Annotated in this window: 18 protein-coding genes; 9 read left to right on the top strand and 9 right to left on the bottom strand. The window is 77.0% G+C overall.

Features of this window, described 5'->3' with window-relative positions; all coding sequences use genetic code 11:
* Positions 1–2 precede the first annotated feature (2 nt).
* From C8D89_RS22695 to C8D89_RS22685, 3 genes are all read left to right on the top strand, one after another.
* On the top strand, positions 3–2,720 hold the full coding sequence (locus C8D89_RS22695; RefSeq protein ID WP_116710407.1) for a winged helix-turn-helix domain-containing protein: 2,718 nt from the start codon (positions 3–5) through the stop codon (positions 2,718–2,720).
* A 110-nt stretch (positions 2,721–2,830) separates the two neighbouring features.
* Positions 2,831–5,434 (top strand): LuxR family transcriptional regulator, encoded by a 2,604-nt coding sequence (locus C8D89_RS22690; protein ID WP_116710406.1) that lies wholly within the window; start codon positions 2,831–2,833, stop codon positions 5,432–5,434.
* Between the two features lie 116 nt (positions 5,435–5,550).
* The gene (locus C8D89_RS22685; protein WP_116710436.1) at positions 5,551–5,766 is read left to right on the top strand and encodes a hypothetical protein; all 216 of its coding nucleotides are present in this window, start codon (positions 5,551–5,553) and stop codon (positions 5,764–5,766) included.
* A gap of 57 nt (positions 5,767–5,823) precedes the next feature.
* Here C8D89_RS22685 and C8D89_RS22680 read toward each other — a convergent pair whose 3' ends face one another.
* Together C8D89_RS22680 and C8D89_RS22675 are read right to left on the bottom strand one after the other, a co-directional pair.
* Positions 5,824–6,339 carry a DUF1269 domain-containing protein gene (locus C8D89_RS22680; protein WP_116710405.1) on the bottom strand — a complete coding sequence of 172 codons (516 nt, stop codon included), beginning with the start codon at positions 6,337–6,339 and terminating at the stop codon, positions 5,824–5,826.
* A gap of 3 nt (positions 6,340–6,342) precedes the next feature.
* The gene (locus C8D89_RS22675; protein WP_116710404.1) at positions 6,343–7,269 is read right to left on the bottom strand and encodes a YhjD/YihY/BrkB family envelope integrity protein; all 927 of its coding nucleotides are present in this window, start codon (positions 7,267–7,269) and stop codon (positions 6,343–6,345) included.
* 88 nt (positions 7,270–7,357) lie between these two features.
* Between C8D89_RS22675 and C8D89_RS22670 the strand changes: the two genes are divergently transcribed.
* Entirely contained in the window at positions 7,358–8,572 is a 1,215-nt protein-coding gene (locus tag C8D89_RS22670; protein WP_116710403.1) for an AI-2E family transporter, read from the top strand.
* A gap of 26 nt (positions 8,573–8,598) precedes the next feature.
* Positions 8,599–9,033, top strand: coding sequence for a DUF5709 domain-containing protein (locus C8D89_RS22665; RefSeq protein ID WP_165825884.1), 435 nt, complete (start codon positions 8,599–8,601; stop codon positions 9,031–9,033).
* 11 nt (positions 9,034–9,044) lie between these two features.
* Here C8D89_RS22665 and C8D89_RS22660 read toward each other — a convergent pair whose 3' ends face one another.
* On the bottom strand, positions 9,045–9,686 hold the full coding sequence (locus C8D89_RS22660; RefSeq protein ID WP_165825883.1) for a polysaccharide deacetylase family protein: 642 nt from the start codon (positions 9,684–9,686) through the stop codon (positions 9,045–9,047).
* Between the two features lie 69 nt (positions 9,687–9,755).
* On the opposite strand from C8D89_RS22660, the gene C8D89_RS22655 reads away from it, so the two are divergent.
* Positions 9,756–10,265, top strand: a complete 510-nt coding sequence (locus tag C8D89_RS22655) for a hypothetical protein (protein WP_207787367.1) — start codon at positions 9,756–9,758, stop codon at positions 10,263–10,265.
* 150 nt (positions 10,266–10,415) lie between these two features.
* Here the strand turns inward: C8D89_RS22655 and C8D89_RS22650 are convergent, their stop codons facing one another.
* Complete coding sequence (locus tag C8D89_RS22650) at positions 10,416–10,655, bottom strand: DUF6158 family protein (protein WP_116710400.1); 240 nt, start codon at positions 10,653–10,655, stop codon at positions 10,416–10,418.
* A gap of 42 nt (positions 10,656–10,697) precedes the next feature.
* On the bottom strand, positions 10,698–11,495 hold the full coding sequence (locus C8D89_RS22645; RefSeq protein WP_116710399.1) for an enoyl-CoA hydratase/isomerase family protein: 798 nt from the start codon (positions 11,493–11,495) through the stop codon (positions 10,698–10,700).
* Positions 11,496–11,588: 93 nt separating this feature from the next.
* On the opposite strand from C8D89_RS22645, the gene C8D89_RS22640 reads away from it, so the two are divergent.
* Complete coding sequence (locus C8D89_RS22640) at positions 11,589–12,035, top strand: SRPBCC family protein (protein WP_116710398.1); 447 nt, start codon at positions 11,589–11,591, stop codon at positions 12,033–12,035.
* A gap of 31 nt (positions 12,036–12,066) precedes the next feature.
* Here C8D89_RS22640 and C8D89_RS22635 read toward each other — a convergent pair whose 3' ends face one another.
* The gene (locus C8D89_RS22635) at positions 12,067–12,639 is read right to left on the bottom strand and encodes a TIGR03086 family metal-binding protein (RefSeq protein WP_116710397.1); all 573 of its coding nucleotides are present in this window, start codon (positions 12,637–12,639) and stop codon (positions 12,067–12,069) included.
* 28 nt (positions 12,640–12,667) lie between these two features.
* Here C8D89_RS22635 and C8D89_RS22630 point away from each other — a divergent pair, with 28 nt between their 5' ends.
* Entirely contained in the window at positions 12,668–13,024 is a 357-nt protein-coding gene (locus C8D89_RS22630; protein ID WP_116710396.1) for an MmcQ/YjbR family DNA-binding protein, read from the top strand.
* A gap of 21 nt (positions 13,025–13,045) precedes the next feature.
* Here C8D89_RS22630 and C8D89_RS22625 read toward each other — a convergent pair whose 3' ends face one another.
* Together C8D89_RS22625 and C8D89_RS22620 are read right to left on the bottom strand one after the other, a co-directional pair.
* Positions 13,046–13,243, bottom strand: a complete 198-nt coding sequence (locus tag C8D89_RS22625) for a DUF4236 domain-containing protein (protein WP_116710395.1) — start codon at positions 13,241–13,243, stop codon at positions 13,046–13,048.
* A gap of 171 nt (positions 13,244–13,414) precedes the next feature.
* Positions 13,415–13,618: a cold-shock protein gene (locus C8D89_RS22620; RefSeq protein ID WP_116710394.1), complete on the bottom strand. Its 204-nt coding sequence runs from the start codon at positions 13,616–13,618 to the stop codon at positions 13,415–13,417.
* A gap of 268 nt (positions 13,619–13,886) precedes the next feature.
* Between C8D89_RS22620 and C8D89_RS22615 the strand changes: the two genes are divergently transcribed.
* The gene (locus tag C8D89_RS22615; protein ID WP_116710393.1) at positions 13,887–14,306 is read left to right on the top strand and encodes a hypothetical protein; all 420 of its coding nucleotides are present in this window, start codon (positions 13,887–13,889) and stop codon (positions 14,304–14,306) included.
* Between the two features lie 141 nt (positions 14,307–14,447).
* Here the strand turns inward: C8D89_RS22615 and C8D89_RS22610 are convergent, their stop codons facing one another.
* Positions 14,448–15,647, bottom strand: coding sequence for an MFS transporter (locus C8D89_RS22610; RefSeq protein WP_116710434.1), 1,200 nt, complete (start codon positions 15,645–15,647; stop codon positions 14,448–14,450).
* Position 15,648: the final 1 nt, after the last annotated feature.

Below are 15,648 nucleotides of genomic sequence, written 5' to 3'. Positions count from 1 at the left end.
AGGTGGCCACCTCCCGCGCGAGGCCGGCCGGGGTGTCCGGGCCGGTGATCGAGGGACCCTGGGCGCCGACCTCCCGCGCCCGGGCGGATCCGCTCGGCCGCCGCGACGACGCCGAGCACGCCGCGCCGGTGGCGACCCACGTCGTGGAGCGGCCCCGGCTGCACGCGCTGCTCGACCGCGCCGTGGCTGACGCGGCGGTCACCCTCGTCGTGGGGCCGGCCGGGTGGGGGAAGACACTGCTGGTGGGCTCGTGGCTCGCGAGCGGGGCGGGGGGCCGGCAGCCGGCCTGGGTCACGCTCGGCCCGGGCCACGACGACCCGCGGACGTTCTGGACCGCGCTCGCCCGCGCGGTGGGGCCGGGCGCCGGGCCGGCGGCCACGGCGGCCCTGCGCCGGCTCGACGGCGTCGGCGACCCCGAGGAGCTGCCCGGGGTGTTCGCCCGCGCGCTGCGGACGGCCGACCGGCCCGTCGTCCTCGTCCTCGACGACCTGCACGAGGTGACGTCCCCGGCCGTCCACGCGGGGCTGCGCAGCCTGGTGGAGCGCCCCGTACCGTCGCTCGCGCTCGTCGCCACCACGCGCCGCGACCCGCCGTGGCCGCTGACCCGGCTGCGGCTGGCCGGCCTGCTCGCCGAGATCCGACCCGACGACCTCGCCTTCCGCGACGACGAGGCCGCCGCGCTGTTCGCGCAGCTCGGCGTGCCGGCCGACGGCGGTCACGTCCACGAGATGGTGGCCCGCACCGGGGGCTGGGCCGCAGGGATGCGGCTGGCCGCGCTCGACCTCGCGACCCGCCCGGACGTCGACGCGGCCGTCGCAGCCTTCTCCGGCGACGCGCACAGCGTGTCCGGCTACCTGCTCGAGGAGGTCCTCGACCGCCAGACACCCGAGCTGCTGGCCTTCCTCGAGCAGGTCAGCGCCGTCGACCTGGTCTGCGCCGACCTCGCCGACGCGCTGACCGGGCGCGACGACGGGGCGGCGCTGCTCGCGGAGCTCTCGGCGTCGCACCTGTTCGTGCAGGCGCTCGACCACCCGGGGCGCTGGTACCGGCTCCACCGCCTGGTCCTCGACCTGCTGCGGGCGCGTCCGGTCCCCCGCCGGACCCGGCGGGACCGCGACCGCCGGGCCGCCGTGTGGTTCCGCCGCCACGGCATGCCGCTCGAGGCCCTGCGGTCGAGCGTCCACGGCGAGCTCTGGGCGCTCGCCGCCGACGTGCTCGCCGCCCACCTGGTGTCGCTGGTCCTGCGCGGCTCCGCGGAGGAGGTCGCGCGCATCCTCGGCGGCGTCCCGCACCCGGTGCTGCTCGAGCGACCCGAGCTCGCGACCGCGCTGGCGGGCGCCCGGATCACCACGGGCGACACGACCCAGGTCCGGACCCTCGTCGACGCCGCCCGCCGGGGCGCCGGGGAGCTCGGCGAGGGCCGCCGGCAGCGCCTCGCCGTCCACCACGGGCTCATCGAGGCCGCCCGCGCGCGGGTGTCCGGCGATCTCGAGGCCCTGGCCCGCGCCTACCGCACGGTGACCCTGGACGTCGCCACCCTCGATCGCTGGGGCGTGCTGGACGCGGAGATCGTCCCCGCCGTCGTGCTCACCAACCTCGGGACCGCCGAGCTCTGGCTCGGTGACCTCGAGGCGGCGGAGGCGCACCTGCGCCGGACGGCGGAGGCCGCCGGCTCGGGCGGACCGCCGGCGCTCCCCCGCGTCAACGCCGCGTCCCACCTCGCCCTGCTCGCCTGCGAGCGGGGCGAGCTCGACACCGCGGCGGCGCGGGCCCGCGAGGTGATCGCCACGGCCACCGGGTCGGGCTGGGCGCAGACCCCCCAGGTGGCGCCCGCCTACCTGGCGATGGCCCGGCTGACCGTCGACCGCGACGAGCTCTCCGACACCGACCTCTGGCTCGGACGGCTCGCCGACGTCGAGGAGATCGCGCCCGAGCCGCACGTCCTGCTCGCGCGGTCGCTGGTCCTCGCGTCCCGCCGCGACGCCGCGGACGACCGCGAGGAGGCGCTCGAGCGCCTCCGGGTCGCCGGCGCCCGCACCGGGACGTGGACCCCGCCGCGGCCGCTGGCCGAGCAGTGGCGGCTGGGCGAGGCCGACCTCCTGGCCCGCGGGGGCAACCCCGAGGCGGCCCGGGCGCTGGCCGACCGTCTCGGCGCGCCGCGCACCGAGGCGGGTCGGGTCGCGGCGGCCCTCCTGCGCCTGCACCTGGGCGACGAGGGCGTCGAGCATGCCCTGGGCACCACGGTGGCCAGCGCGCTCCCCCGGGTGCGCGTCGGCGCCTGCGTCGTCGCGGCGGCGGCCCGCCGGCGGGCCGGCGACCCGGAGCGGGCCCTCGACCTGCTCGAGCAGGCCCTCCTCGCCGCCGCTCCCGACGGCCTGCGCCGGCCGTTCCTCGCCGAGCCCTCGCTCACGGACCTGCTGCGCCGGCGCATCGACCGCGGCAGCGGCGCCGCGTCCTTCGCCGTCGACCTGCTCGAGCGCCTCACGGGCACGACCCCCGACCCCGCCGTGCGGCGGCGCGCCCTCGCCGAGCCGCTCACCGAGCGCGAGGCGACGATGCTGCGCTACCTCGCGAGCACGCTGTCGAACGCCGAGATCGCCGCCGAGCTCTACGTCTCGCTGAACACCGTGAAGACCCACCAGCGGTCGGTGTACCGCAAGCTCGGGGCCACCGGACGCCGGGAGGCGGTCCGCCGCGCACGCACCCTCGGGTTGCTGTGAGTGGTCGCGTCTCCGACACCGTCACCCGTCCCGCCTCATCCTCCGGGTGGGACGCCGTCTCACCCGCCCGCGCGACACTCTCCGTGGCGACGAGACGGAGGTCGCCCGCGATGGTCCGCATACCCGCGAGCAGGACGGTGGTGCCGCCGCTGCCCGCATGGTCGGTGCCGCGCCCGGCGCTGCGGGCGCGGCTCGCGGCCGCCGCGGCGGGGCAGCTGATCGTGGTGATCGCGCCCGCGGGGTCGGGCAAGACCGTGCTGCTGGCCGAGTGGGCCCGTCACGACCAGGAGCAGCACCAGCAGACCGCGACGGCCTGGGTGGGGCTGGACCGGGACGACGCCGACCCGGACCGGTTCTGGGCCGCCGTGCTCGCCGCCGTGCTCGCCGCCGACGTGGTGCCCGCCGACGACCCGCTGCACGGGCTGCGCGGCCGGGCGGCTGCGGGCGACGACATCGCCGACGCGCTGCTCGACGGCCTCGACGACCTGCCGGTTCCCCTGCGCCTCGTCCTCGACGACGCCCACGTCCTGTCCCACCGCCGCTCGGGCAGCCGCGCCCTCGCGCGGCTCGTGCGCCACCGCCCGGCCGGGGTCCGCCTGGTGCTCGCCGCCCGCTCCGACCCGGCCGTGGGCCTGCCCCGCCTGCGCCTCTCCGACGGGCTGTGCGAGCTGCGGGTGCGCGACCTCCGGTTCACCGTCGACGAGGCGGCCGCGCTCGCGGCGTCGTGCGGGGTCCCGCTGACCGGCGACGAGGTCGCGGTCCTGCACCGGCGCACCGAGGGCTGGGCCGCCGGCCTGCGGCTCGCGGTGCTCGCCCTGCGCCGGGACCGCGAGGAGCCCGGCGCCTTCCTCGCCCGGTTCTCGGGCGACGAACGCTCGGTCGCCGACTACCTCGGCGGCGAGATCCTGGCGGGCCTGACCCCGGACGACCGTGCGCTGCTGGGTGACCTCGCCGTCTGCGGGCGCCTCCCCGACCCGCTGGCCGTCACCCTGAGCGGACACCCCGACGCCGCCCGGCGCCTCGAGGAGCTCACGCACGGGCTCGGGATGGTCGACCGCGTCGACCCCGGCACGCACCGCCTCCACACCCTCGTGCGCTCCCACCTCGACGCGGATCTCGCGCGCCGGCGGCCCGACCGGCACCGCCGACAGCACGCCGTCGCAGCCCGCTGGTGGGCCGAGCACGCCGAGCCCGCGCACGCCCTGCGCCACGCCGAGCGGGCGGACGACCCCGCCCTGACCGCCGACCTGCTCCGCCGCGTGGCCGTCCCGCTCCTCGCGCGCGGCGAGCTCCCGGCCCTGCGCCGCGCGCTCGCCGGGCTCGACACCCCCACGCGGCGCGACGACCCGCACCTGGCACTGATCGCCGCGCTCGTCCACCTCGCCGACCGGGAGCCCGCCTCCGCCGCGGCCCTGCTGCGGTCGGCGCGCGCGGCCGTGCCCGCTCGACCCGCGCCGCCGGCGCCCCCCGGACCCGGGCTCGCGGCGCTGCGCGCGACGGCCGAGCTGTTCGCGTCCGCCGCCGGCGCCGGCCCGCGACCGTCCGCGGGCGCGACCGGGGTCGCGGTGCCCGACGACCCGGCGTCGGCCGGGCTGCTGCACCTCGCCCGGGGGACGTCGTTGCTCGCCACCGCCGGGGCCGGCGACACGGACGCCGCCCGCGCCGAGCTCCGGCGCGCCCTGGCCGCGGCCCGTGCCGGCGGCTTCGCCCGGCTCGAGGCCGACGCGTACGCCGGGCTCGCCCTGACCGCCGTGGTCGACGGCGACCCCCGCGGGGTGACGGGACCCGCCGAGGCCGCGTTGCGGGCCGACCGGCACGCAACGCCGGTGCGGACGGCCGGCACGGCCGCCGTGCTCGCGTGGGCCGACCTGCTGCGCGGGGACCCGGCCCGCGCCGCCGCGCGCTGCGCCGAGCTCCTCGAGGAGTCGGTCCGGCTCGCCGCGGCCGACGCGTACGCCCTGCGCGCGGTGCACGGGGCGGCCGTCGGCGACCTCGGCCGACGTGGCGCCGGGGCCGCCGCGACCCGAGCGGCCCGCGAGGCGCTCGGGGACACCGCGCTGCCGGCGGCGGTCGCCGCCGCGCTCGCGCTGCTCGAGCACCGGGCCGCGCTGCTGCTCGGCAACGTGCGGGCCGCGCACGCCGTGACCACCTGGCTCGTGGCGCGCACCGGCGAGACCGACGAGGTCCGGCTGATGCGGGCGTGGGTCGAGGCGGCGACCGGGCGCTGGGAGGCCGCGCGGACCGCGGTCGGCCCGCTGCTGGGACGCGACCGGCCGCCGGGCACCCTGCGCGTGGAGGCCCACCTCCTCGCCGCCGAGACGGCCCTGCGCGGCGAGGACACCGCCCGGGCGCGGTCGGCGCTCGACGCCGCGCTCGCCGCCGGGCGGGCCCACGACCTCGTGCGCCCGTTCGCCCTCGCCGGCGTGCGGGCCCGGGCGCTGCTGGGCGAACGGACCCCGGTGGCGGGCTTCGACGCCCGGGTCGCGGCGGTCTGCCGCGGCGCGGCGCCCGAGGCCGCACCCCCGCTGTCCGAGCGCGAGCTGGTCGTCCTCGCCCTGCTCCCCTCCCTGCTCGCCGCCCCGGCGATGGCCGAGGAGCTCGTGGTCTCCGTCAACACCGTCAAGACCCAGATCCGCTCGATCTACGCGAAGCTCGGCGTCTCCACCCGGCGCCACGCCGTCACCCGCGCCCGGGAGCGGGGCCTGCTCGTGTGAGCCCCACCGTTTCCCTGCCGTTCACCTGCGCGGGATGAGGCGTCCGCGGGCTCCCGGGCCGACGATCCCCGTCGAGGGTGGCCGTCCGGGCCACCGGTGGAGGCGAGGAGACGGCCGTGTCGGGACGCTTCGAGATCCGGGTCAGCGGCCGCCTGTCCGACCGGACGCGGGCCGCCTTCCCGGGCCTGACCGTCGAGGAGGTGCCCGCGGAGACCGTCCTCTCGGGATGGTCGCGGGACGCCGACGAGGTGCACACGGTGCTCGACCGCATCCAGGCGCTCGGCCTCGAGCTCGTCTCGCTGCTGCAGGTGCCGGAGCCGCCCGAGGGGTGACCGCACGCGGCGACCCGCCGGCGGGGTCGTCCCTCCCGCCGACGGGCCCGACGGGGTTCACGCCCGGACGGCCGGCGCCTCCTCGTCGACGTCGGTGAACACCTCGCGCAGCTGAGCCTCCTGCTCGCTCGACAGGTTCGTGTGGAGCAGCTCGGCGTGGCTGCCACGGAAGGCCTCGACCACCTTGTCCTGCACGGCGTTCGACGTCAGGGCGAACAGCGCCGAGGTCCCCGGCGTGACCTTCGACCGGACGTCGTTGATGAAGTCGTCGTCGATGCCGACGTCGGACAGCGAGCCCGCGGCGGCCCCGGCCGCAGCGCCGATCACCAGCCCGAGCAGCGGAACGAAGAAGATCAGCCCGAAGAGCATGCCCCAGAAGCTCCCGCCGAGGGCGCCGCCGCCGACGAGGTTGTGCAGCTGGCGGGTCTTGGGCCGCTTGCGGTCGGCGGGCCACGTCACGACGGCCGCGTCCTCCAGCCGGATCAGCTCCTCCTTCTGGAGCCGTTCGAGCGTCGCGAGGGCCGCCTCCGCGCCCTCGGGGGTGGGGAACTTCCACGCGGTCAGGGTCGCCATCGGTCATCCTCCTCCGGTGCCACGAGCCGGTGCTCCTGGCTCGTCGGGACTCTCGTCCGGCCCGGGCGCGGGGGCCTCATCCCCGCGGGGTGACGCGACGGCCGGGCGCCGGCCCTCGGCGAGGAAGTGACCCACCACGGCGCCCCCGAGCATCACCACGCCGAAGGCGACGAACCACGAGAGGATCACGAAGACGACGCCGAGCGGGCCGTACTGCCGGTGGTGGGAGGTGATCTGCGGTGACAGGAGGACGGCCGCCGCGAGCCGCAGGCCCACCAGGCCGAGCCCGGTGAGCAGCGCGCCCGGCAGCAGGCGGGACCACCCGATCCGCCCGGCGAGCAGGAGGTGCTGGGTCCACCACGCCCACGCCACCGCGAGGGGCGTGCCCGCGACCAGGATGACCAGCACCCGCATCCCGGCGTCGAGGACGGGCCCCACGAGGACCGCCGCGGCGGCGAGCGCGAGGAAGCCCACGACCCAGGCGAGCGGGCGCCACAGCGCGGTCACGCCCCGGGGCGGCAGGCCCCAGACCAGCTCGTAGCCGCGCTGCAGCGCGAGCGGCCACCGCACGGTGAGGATCACCGTCAGCAGCAGGCCGACCCCCGTCGTGGCCCCCGAGACCGTCGTGGTGGTCGGGAAGAGCTGCTGCAGGTCGCGGGTGGCCTCGGGCGTCAGCCCGGCCCGCTGTGCGAAGCCACTCAGGGCTCCGCCGGGACGTCCCAGCGGCAGGAACGCGGCGAGCGTGATGAGCGCGGGCACGACGAGCATGAAGGCGAGGGCGGCGAGGATCAGCGCCTGCTGGGTGAGCCGGACGTCCACCACTCGGCGCTGGAGCAGCCCGATCCGGGACGCCTCGTAGCGCGTGCGGGTGTCCCGCCACCGGCCCCGCCAGGCGGGCGCGTCCGCGGGGACGCTGGGGGATGCGCTCATCGCGGGGCACGCTAGGCAGCGGTGGTCGCCGCGGGCTCACCCCGCGCGGGTGAGCCGTTCCGCGCGCCGCGTTCCTACCGTCCGGCCCATGTCGACTCCCACCGAGGCGCCCGACGCCGGCCCGCGGGCCGGGAGCTCGTCGCGCCGGACCGCGGCCGGTGTCCCCCGCGCCCTGATGCTGCTGCTCGGCGCGGCCGCCATCGTCATCACGATCGCCGGCCTCCAGGCCGGCGCCTGGCTCATCGCGCCGATCCTGCTCGCGCTCGTCGTGGTGATCGCGGTGAGCCCGATCCAGGGGTGGATGCGCCGCCGGGGCCTGCCGGCGTGGTCGACCGTGCTCGCCCTCCTCGTGGTGATCTTCGGGGTCATCCTGGGGTTGGTCTGGGTGCTGCTGGCCTCGGTCGGGCAGCTGGTGGCGCTGCTCCCGCAGTACGCCGACCGCATCCAGCAGTTGACCGCGTCGGTGTCGACGGCCCTCACGCGCGCCGGCTTCGACCCGGCGCAGGCCCGGCAGACGGCGTCGTCCGCCGACCTCGGGCAGATCCTCGGAGCCGTGGGGGGCGTCCTCTCGGGCCTGTCCGGCGCGCTGACCAGCATCGTGTTCATCCTCGCGCTGCTGCTGTTCCTCGTCGCCGAGGCGAACGGGACCGCGCGGCGGCTCGACGACATCGGCGCGGACCGGCCGCACATGGTCTCCGCCCTCCAGGGCTTCGCCCGCGGAACGCGGCGCTACCTCGTCGTCACCGCGGTGTTCGGCCTGATCGTGGCGGTGCTGGACTCGATCGCCCTCGCGATCATGGGGATTCCGCTGGTGGTGCTGTGGGGCCTGCTGTCGTTCATCACCAACTTCATCCCGAACATCGGCTTCGTCATCGGGGTGATCCCGCCCGCGGTCCTCGGGCTGCTCATCGGCGGCTGGCAGACGGGGCTCGCCGTGGTGGGCGTCTACATCATCCTCAACGCGCTGGTGCAGTCGGTGATCCAGCCACGCTTCACCGGCGACGCGGTCGGGCTCTCGACGGTCGTCACGTTCGTGGCGCTGCTGTTCTGGGCCTGGGTCCTCGGGCCGCTCGGCGCCCTGCTCGCGATCCCCGCGACGTTGCTGATCAAGGCGGTGCTGGTCGACTGCGACCCGAGCGCCCGCTGGGTCGAGGCGTTGATCGGCTCCGGGAGCTCCCCGTCCGGCGGCACCCACCGCGCGGAGCCGGACGTCGCGGGTGACCGCACCGACGGCCCGGACCGCGAGCCCGCCGACGAGCCCGTCATCCCCCCGCCGGCGCCGCGCACCGCGCCCGTGACCTGAGGGGCGGGCCGGAGCACACTGACCCCGTGACCGCGCCCGACACCCCCGCCGGTGACGACCCCGACACCGACGACGACAGCGTCTTCGCCCAGCTCGACGAGGCCGAGTCGCTCGACGACCCGGATCTCGCCGACCAGCTCGACGAGGGCGTCTCCCCGAACGAGCTGCCCTGGGGCACCACCGCCTGGGGCACCACGCCCTCCGAGGAGCGCACCGGCCAGCCGCTCGCCGGGCGCCTGCGCCGGGAGGACACCGACCGGGTCGACGAGGTCGGCGACGGGATCGGCGACGCGAGCGACACCGACGGCGAGCCGTGGGACGACGAGGTCGGCGACGCGCGCTCGGGCCGGCTGGTGCTGCGCGAGGACGGCGAGGACTTCTACGCCGACGACGTGGGCATCGACGGCGCGGGTGCCAGCGCCGAGGAGGCCGCCGTGCACCTCGTGGACGACGATCGCTGAACCCACCCGCCCTACCCCGCCAGCTCCGAGAGGGTCACCGCGGCGAGCCCGCGCCGGGCCGTCCGCGCCAGGAGGGCGTCGACGGTCGCCGCGACCGCGCGACGGCCGGGCGTGCCCTCGTGGAGCACGACGATCGTGCCGCGGCGGACCACCAGGTCGAGGAGGCGCGCGCTCCGCGGGCCCCCGGCGCCCGAGCCGTCGATCGCGGCCGCGCTGCCGAGCACGCAGCGCAGGCCCACCTGCTCGGCGACCGCGAGGTGCGCCTCGGTGGGCCACCCCGAGCCGGGCCGGAACCACCGGACGGGTCCGTGTGCCGTGAGGACGCGTTGGGTGGCGTGCAGCTTCTCCCGGAACTCGGCCACAGGCAGCGTCCACGTCGGCTCGTCGCGCCAGGTGTGGTTGCCGAGCTCGTGGCCGTCGGCGGCGATGCGGGCGACGAGGTCGGGATGGGCCTCGGCCTGGTCGCCGAGCAGGAAGAACGAGGCGCGCGCGCCGTGACGGGCGAGTGCGTCCAGCAGCGCCGGGGTGGTCGCCGGGGAGGGCCCGTCGTCGACGGTGAGCGCGAACCGCGGCGCCCGCGTGGGCAGGGAGAAGAGCACCCGGCCGCTCAGTACGGGACCGACCGAGCGGCCCAGGGCCGTCAGGAGCGTCACGACCCGACCCTGCCACCCGACCCTGGCACCCGGCCATGCCCGGCGCCCGCGCTGGGCATCCCCACGCGCATGACGACCACCGGCACGGGAACGAGCAGAGCAGGGACGCTGGGGCGCGCGGCGCTCGCGGGTGCGGGCGCGGGGCTCGCCGGTGTGGCCGCGATGACCGCGCTGGAGAAGATCGAGCAGGCGGTGCTCGGGCGGCCGTCGTCCTACGTGCCGGCCCGGACGCTGAAGGCGGTCACGGGTGGGGCGCCGAGCGACGCCGAGCAGCCGCCGGCATGGAACCACGCCATGCACTGGGGCACGGGCGTGCTCGTCGGCACCCTGCACGGGGTCTGGGCGGCGCTGGGGATGCGGGGCCCGCGCGCCTACGCCGCGCACACCGCCGTCCGCCTGGCCACCGACCAGACGCTGGAGAACGCGACAGGCGTCGGCGCGCCCCCGCACACGTGGCCGTGGCAGGAGCAGGTCGTCGACCTCCTCCACAAGGGCGTGTACTCCGTGGTCACCGGCCTGGTCGCCGAGCGACTCGTCGCGCCCACGCTGGAGGTCCACCGGGGTCGCACCAGTCACTGACGTCCCCGCCCGGGGACGCGCTCGCCGCGTTCCCGGGCCGAGATCTCGACGAACGGAGCGACCGTCTCGCTGAGCGGAACGACCGCGCCACCGGAGCAGATCTCCGCGGTGCCGACCGGACGCGCGGTTCGCCGGCCGGCCGCGGCGGCCTCAGCGCTCGCGGGCGCCCGACCGCGTCCGTGCCGGGTCGACCTCGCGGTTCGGGTGCCGCCGGAGGTACTCGGCCTCCAGCTCGCGGGTACGCCGGTCGTGGGCCGCGAGCGCGTCGTCGCTGCCGTGGCGGAACGTGACGTGGCGGGTGGCGTGCAGGTGCTCCAGCTCGTCGAGCAACGTCTCCTCGCCCAGGTCGCGGGGGTCGATGCCGGGCGCGCGGCCGTCGTCGTGACTCATGCCGCGGGCGTACCCGGTCGGGCCGCTCGATCATCGGCGGGCCTACTCGCCCCGGAACGTCGCCTTCCCGTGCCCCTGTTCGACGAACGACGCCATGGCGCCCTGCAGGTCGGCGGTGGCGAACAGCTCGCCCGCCACGCGCGGGGTGACCTCGTGCGCCGCCTCCAGCCCGCCCTCGCTGCGGCGGCGCAGGATCTCCTTCGTCGCCATGTGCGCCCGCGTCGGGCCGGCCGCGAGCGACGCCGCCAGCTCGCGGGCGGCGGCGTCGAAGCCGTCCTCGGGCAGCAGGCGGTCGACGACACCCCAGCGCTCGAGCTCCTCGGCGCCGAAGCGCTCGGCGGTCATGACGAGCAGCCGCGCCCGGCCGTCGCCGGCGCGTTCGGCCAGGCGCTGGGTCCCGCCCATCGCCGGCGTCAGGCCCACCGTGGCCTCGATCAGCCCGAACGACGCCCTCGGCGTCGCGAGGATCAGGTCGCAGGCCAGCGCCACCTCGAACGCCCAGGTCAGGGTCAGCCCGTGCGCGGCGAACACCGTGGGCAGGGGCAGGTGGTGCAGGCGCCGGCCGAGGTCGACGAGCTCGGTGAAGTACGCCGTCCCGGCCTCGACGTCGCCGGCCTGCGCCATCGGGTGGAACACCTGCTTGACGTCCACGCCCCCGCTGACCACCTTGCCCTCGGCCCGCACGAGGGCCGCGCGCGGGCGGGTGCGCTCGAGCTCGGCCACCGCCTCGCGCAGGGCGACGTGCAACGCCCGGTCGTAGAGGTTCAGCGGCGGGTGGTCGATCGTCACCACGGCCACGCCGGCCGCGTCGTGCTCGACGGTCACGGGAGGGGTCGTCATGGTCGGCGATCCTCTCGCGCGGGCGACCATGCGTGCGCGACGGGACGCTGCGGGTAAGGGCACCCGTCCGGACGAGGAGGAGGTCGAGGAGAGATGGGCGCGCCCGAGAAGACCGTCGACGTCTCGGTCGGCACCGACGCGGTGTGGGCGGTGCTCAGCGACGGCTGGCTCTACCCGCTGTGGGTCGTGGGGGCCACGCACATGCGCGAGGTGGACGACGACTGGCCCGCCGTCGGGTCGCAGCTGCACCACAGCGTCGGGGTGTGGCCGTTCATGCTCTCCGACGCCACCACGGTGCTGGCGTGCGAGCCGGGCCGGATGCTCACGCTGGAGGCCAGGGCGTGGCCGGCGGGCACCGCAAGGGTGGTCATCCGGCTCGAGCCGACCGCGCAGGGCTGCCGCATCCACATGGCCGAGGAGGCCGACCGCGGCCTCGGGTCCCTCGTCCCGCGGCTGATCCAGGCGCCGGGGGTGCTGCTGCGCGACACCGAGACGCTGAGCCGGCTGCGCGACATCGCCGAGCACCGCGCCCACCGCTGACCGCCCACGGGCCGTCCCCCACGGGCCCGTGTCACACGCGTCGGCCCAGCCGCGCGAGCAGCTCGTCGCGAGGAGCGGCGCCGGCGGGGGCCACGGGGTCACCGAACAGGCCCGGCCCCGTGAGCATGATCGGGTCGCTGCGGACGTAGGCCAGCGCGCGCTCGACGCCGACCACGTCCAGCTCCTCGTCGAGCCCGGCGCCGCGGGCCAGGTCCCACTCGTGCACGGTGAGGTCGAGCAGCATCTGCTCGGCGTACTCGGCGACCGCGAGCGGCCCGAACGACGTGGGCACCGGGTCGGCATGCGTCGCCGTGGCCGTCCAGCACGGCCGTGAGCGTGCAACGGCGTGGCGCCAGGACCCGACCGGGTCGGCACGGAAGCGGTCGCCGGAGTACCGGTCCCCCACCGTCTCGAGCGGCTCGCCCGCGAGCACGTGCGGCGCCCACTCGTGCTCGGAGCACAGGTGGGCGACGACGTCGCGCACGGGCCACGCCGCGCACGGCGTCGGGGCGTCCCAGGCGTCGTCGCCGACGGCCAGGACGCGGACGGTGAAGCGGTCGATGGCGGCCGGGAGCAGCGCGCGGGCGTCGGCGGTGTCGCTCACGGCGGCCAGCCTGGCACGCTGACGCCCCGTGGCCGACGTGCACGATGTCCGCCGGGTCGCGCTCGCGCTCGACGAGGTCGAGGAGCGCGACTGCGACGGCTTCGACTTCCGCGTCCACGGGCGGGGCTTCGTCTGGTCCTACCCGGACCGTGTCGACGGCCGCCGCGTGCTGCGCACCGACGTCGCCGTGCTGTTCGTCGGCGACGAGGCCGAGCGCCAGGCGCTCCTGCTCGGCGAGCCGCGGCTGTTCTTCTCCACCCCGTCCTACGAGGGGCTGCCGCTGGTGCTGCTGCGGCTCGCGGAGGTGGAGGTCGACCGCCTCACCGAGCTCGTCACCGACGCCTGGCGGATGCGCCTGGACGCCGAGGTTCGGCGCCGGGTCTAGCCGCCCGGTTCCAGCGCCGGATCAGCGCCGGCCCCTGCTCTGCCAGTAGCCGGGGCCCGGGGTGTCGACCGTGTGGCGCCTGCTCTTCGCGTTCCACGACCAGCGCCCGGCGCCGAGCCCCCAGCTCATGCCCTCGGGTCCGAGGTGCAGCCGCAGCGGCCCGAGACGCCAGGTCTTGCGCAGGTGGTGTCGCGGGCGGGGCAGCAGACGGAATCCCATGGATCCTCCTTCGTCGTCGTCGACAACGAGTGCCCGTTCCGTGGAGTTCCCACCGTCCGGGGCGGAGGGGGCTGTGGTCCCACGGGTATGAGGCGCGGGACCACAGCCCGGGAGGCCGGGCGCGCACCCTGACGCGGCGCCCGACCGGGTTCCTCCGGGGAGGACCGGGTCCTACAGCGCGCGGACCGAGTCCGCCTGCGGGCCCTTGGCGCCCTGGCTGGACTCGAAGCTCACCCGCTGGTTCTCCTCCAGCGAGCGGAAGCCGCCGCCCTCGATGGCGGAGTAGTGGACGAAGATGTCCTTGCCCCCGTCATCGGGAGCGATGAAGCCGAAACCCTTCTCGGCGTTGAACCACTTGACCGTACCGTCGGACATGCATCCTCATTCGTGTCGGATCGGGCGGGCCGGGCCCACCTCGTGCGGTTGCCCCGATCCCGGAACGGCACGACACGCGGATCCACGGGCTGTGCGAGCGGGGTCGATGTCACATGATCCACGGAGCTCGAGCACAGCGGGGACGACGAGACGGCAACGACCCGACCGTAGCACGGCGCCCCTCCGAATCCGGACGGCGCGGGTCGGCGGCACCGCGTACGGTCGGCCGCCACCGACCGCGTCGGACGCGGTGGAACGGGAGCGCGCCATGTCAGGACCCCGTCGTGACGGCACCCGCACCGAGGCCCTGGCGACGGCGGCGCGCGCCGCGGCCGCCGCCTGCCGGGCTCCCGACCACGCCGGGATCGCCGTCGTCGCCTACGACGAGGGCCACCTCGTGCTCGCCGTCGCGGGCGTCGTCGGGGACCGCGCGGGCGACCGGTTGCTCGCCCTCCTGCCCGGGCTCCGCCTCGCGGCACGGTACGAGCTGGACGTCGACCTGTCGGCCCTGACACGGTCGAGCCCCGCGCTCCTGCGCTTCCTCGGCTACGCCCGCCTCCAGCAGGTCAGCGGGCACGGCCGGCTCACCCTGCACCGTCCCCCCACCGAGCTGGTCTCGGCCCTGGGCGAGCCCGGTCCGGACCAGGTGCTCGTCCACGACCCGCGGCCCGCCGTGCGCGCGCTGTAGGGCCCGCTCCGGCAGGCGCCGCTGGGCCCGCCTGGTGGAGATCAAGACGGCGTGGGACCGGGACGACGTCTTCGGGATCAACCACGACATCCCGCCGACGCGCCCGGCCCGACCGCGCCCGCCAGGCCGGAGCCCTCCTCGTCACCGGGTCGTGGCCGGGACCTCCGTGCGACGGTCCGCACGCGGCGCGGCGGCGCGGTGGCGCAGCAGCATCCCGCGCCCGACGAGCACCCCGCCGCCGGCGAGCAGCATGGCGACCGCGGCGACGACCCAGGCCGTCGCGAACGAGGACCCGGTGGCGAGCAGTCCGAAGCCCACCGGCCCGAGGCACCCCCCGGCGTACACCCCGACCTGCACGATGGCCGTCGCCGCGGCGGGCGCCGCCGGGTTGAGGCGCACCACCGCGAACTGCAGGAGCCCGGGCCACGACCAGCCCAGCCCGAACCCGAGGATCGTGCCCACGACCAGCGCCACCGAGCCCGGCACCGCGAGCAGGACGACCCCGGCCGCGCCGAGCAGCAGGCTCCCGGCCACCACGGCGACGTGCCCGCCGCGACGCCGGTCGGCGAGCCAGCCGTGCAGCATCCGCACCACCACCGCGACCACGCTGCCCAGCGTGAGCACGAGGCCGGCGAGCCCCGGTGCGACGCCCTGATCGACCGCGGACGCCACGAGGAAGATGCTCAGCCCGGTCGAGCTCGCCGCGCCGAGGCCCGCCGCCGCGCCGATGACGGCCAGCGCCGCGGTCGCCCGGTCGGCGGTCCGGTCGGCGGAGCGTTCCTCGGGGCCCGCGCCCCGAGGCGCCGCCGCGAGGCCCGCCAGCGCCAGCCCGGCCGCGATGACGTAGGCCCACCGCCAGCCGACGGTCAGCCCCACCGTGGGCACCGCGAGCCCGGCGAGCAGCGTGGCCAGCGGGACGCACGCCTGCTTGACCCCGAACGACAGCCCGAGGCGGCCCGCCGGCATGGCCCGGGCGAGCGTGAGGTTGGTGCTGAGCTGGCCCATCACGTTGGTCCACGCCCCGAGCAGCACGATCGCGACCACGGCCGCGAAGCTGCGGGCGAACCCGGCGGTCAGCAGCATCGCGACCGCGGCGCCCACCAGCGCGATGCGGCTGGTGGCCCGCGACCCGAGCTTCTCCACCAGCTTGCCGACCGGCAGCGACACCAGCGCCGAGACCCCGAAGTACGCCGAGACGACCAGGCCCAGCGCGGCCGGGTCGAACCCGAGCTCGGCGCCGACCTGCACCGAGAGCGCCCCGAGCAGGAACACGGGGAGCACCGTCGCGGTGGTGATCGCGACCGCACCCGCCCCGACCCTCAGCGCCGACTGCTCCGTCATC

The sequence above is a fragment of the Actinomycetospora cinnamomea genome, assembly GCF_003096675.1.
GTDB classification, from domain to species: domain Bacteria; phylum Actinomycetota; class Actinomycetes; order Mycobacteriales; family Pseudonocardiaceae; genus Actinomycetospora; species Actinomycetospora cinnamomea.
Note: the sequence above shows the minus strand (reverse complement) of the source record. Positions and strands in the feature narration are given on the sequence as shown.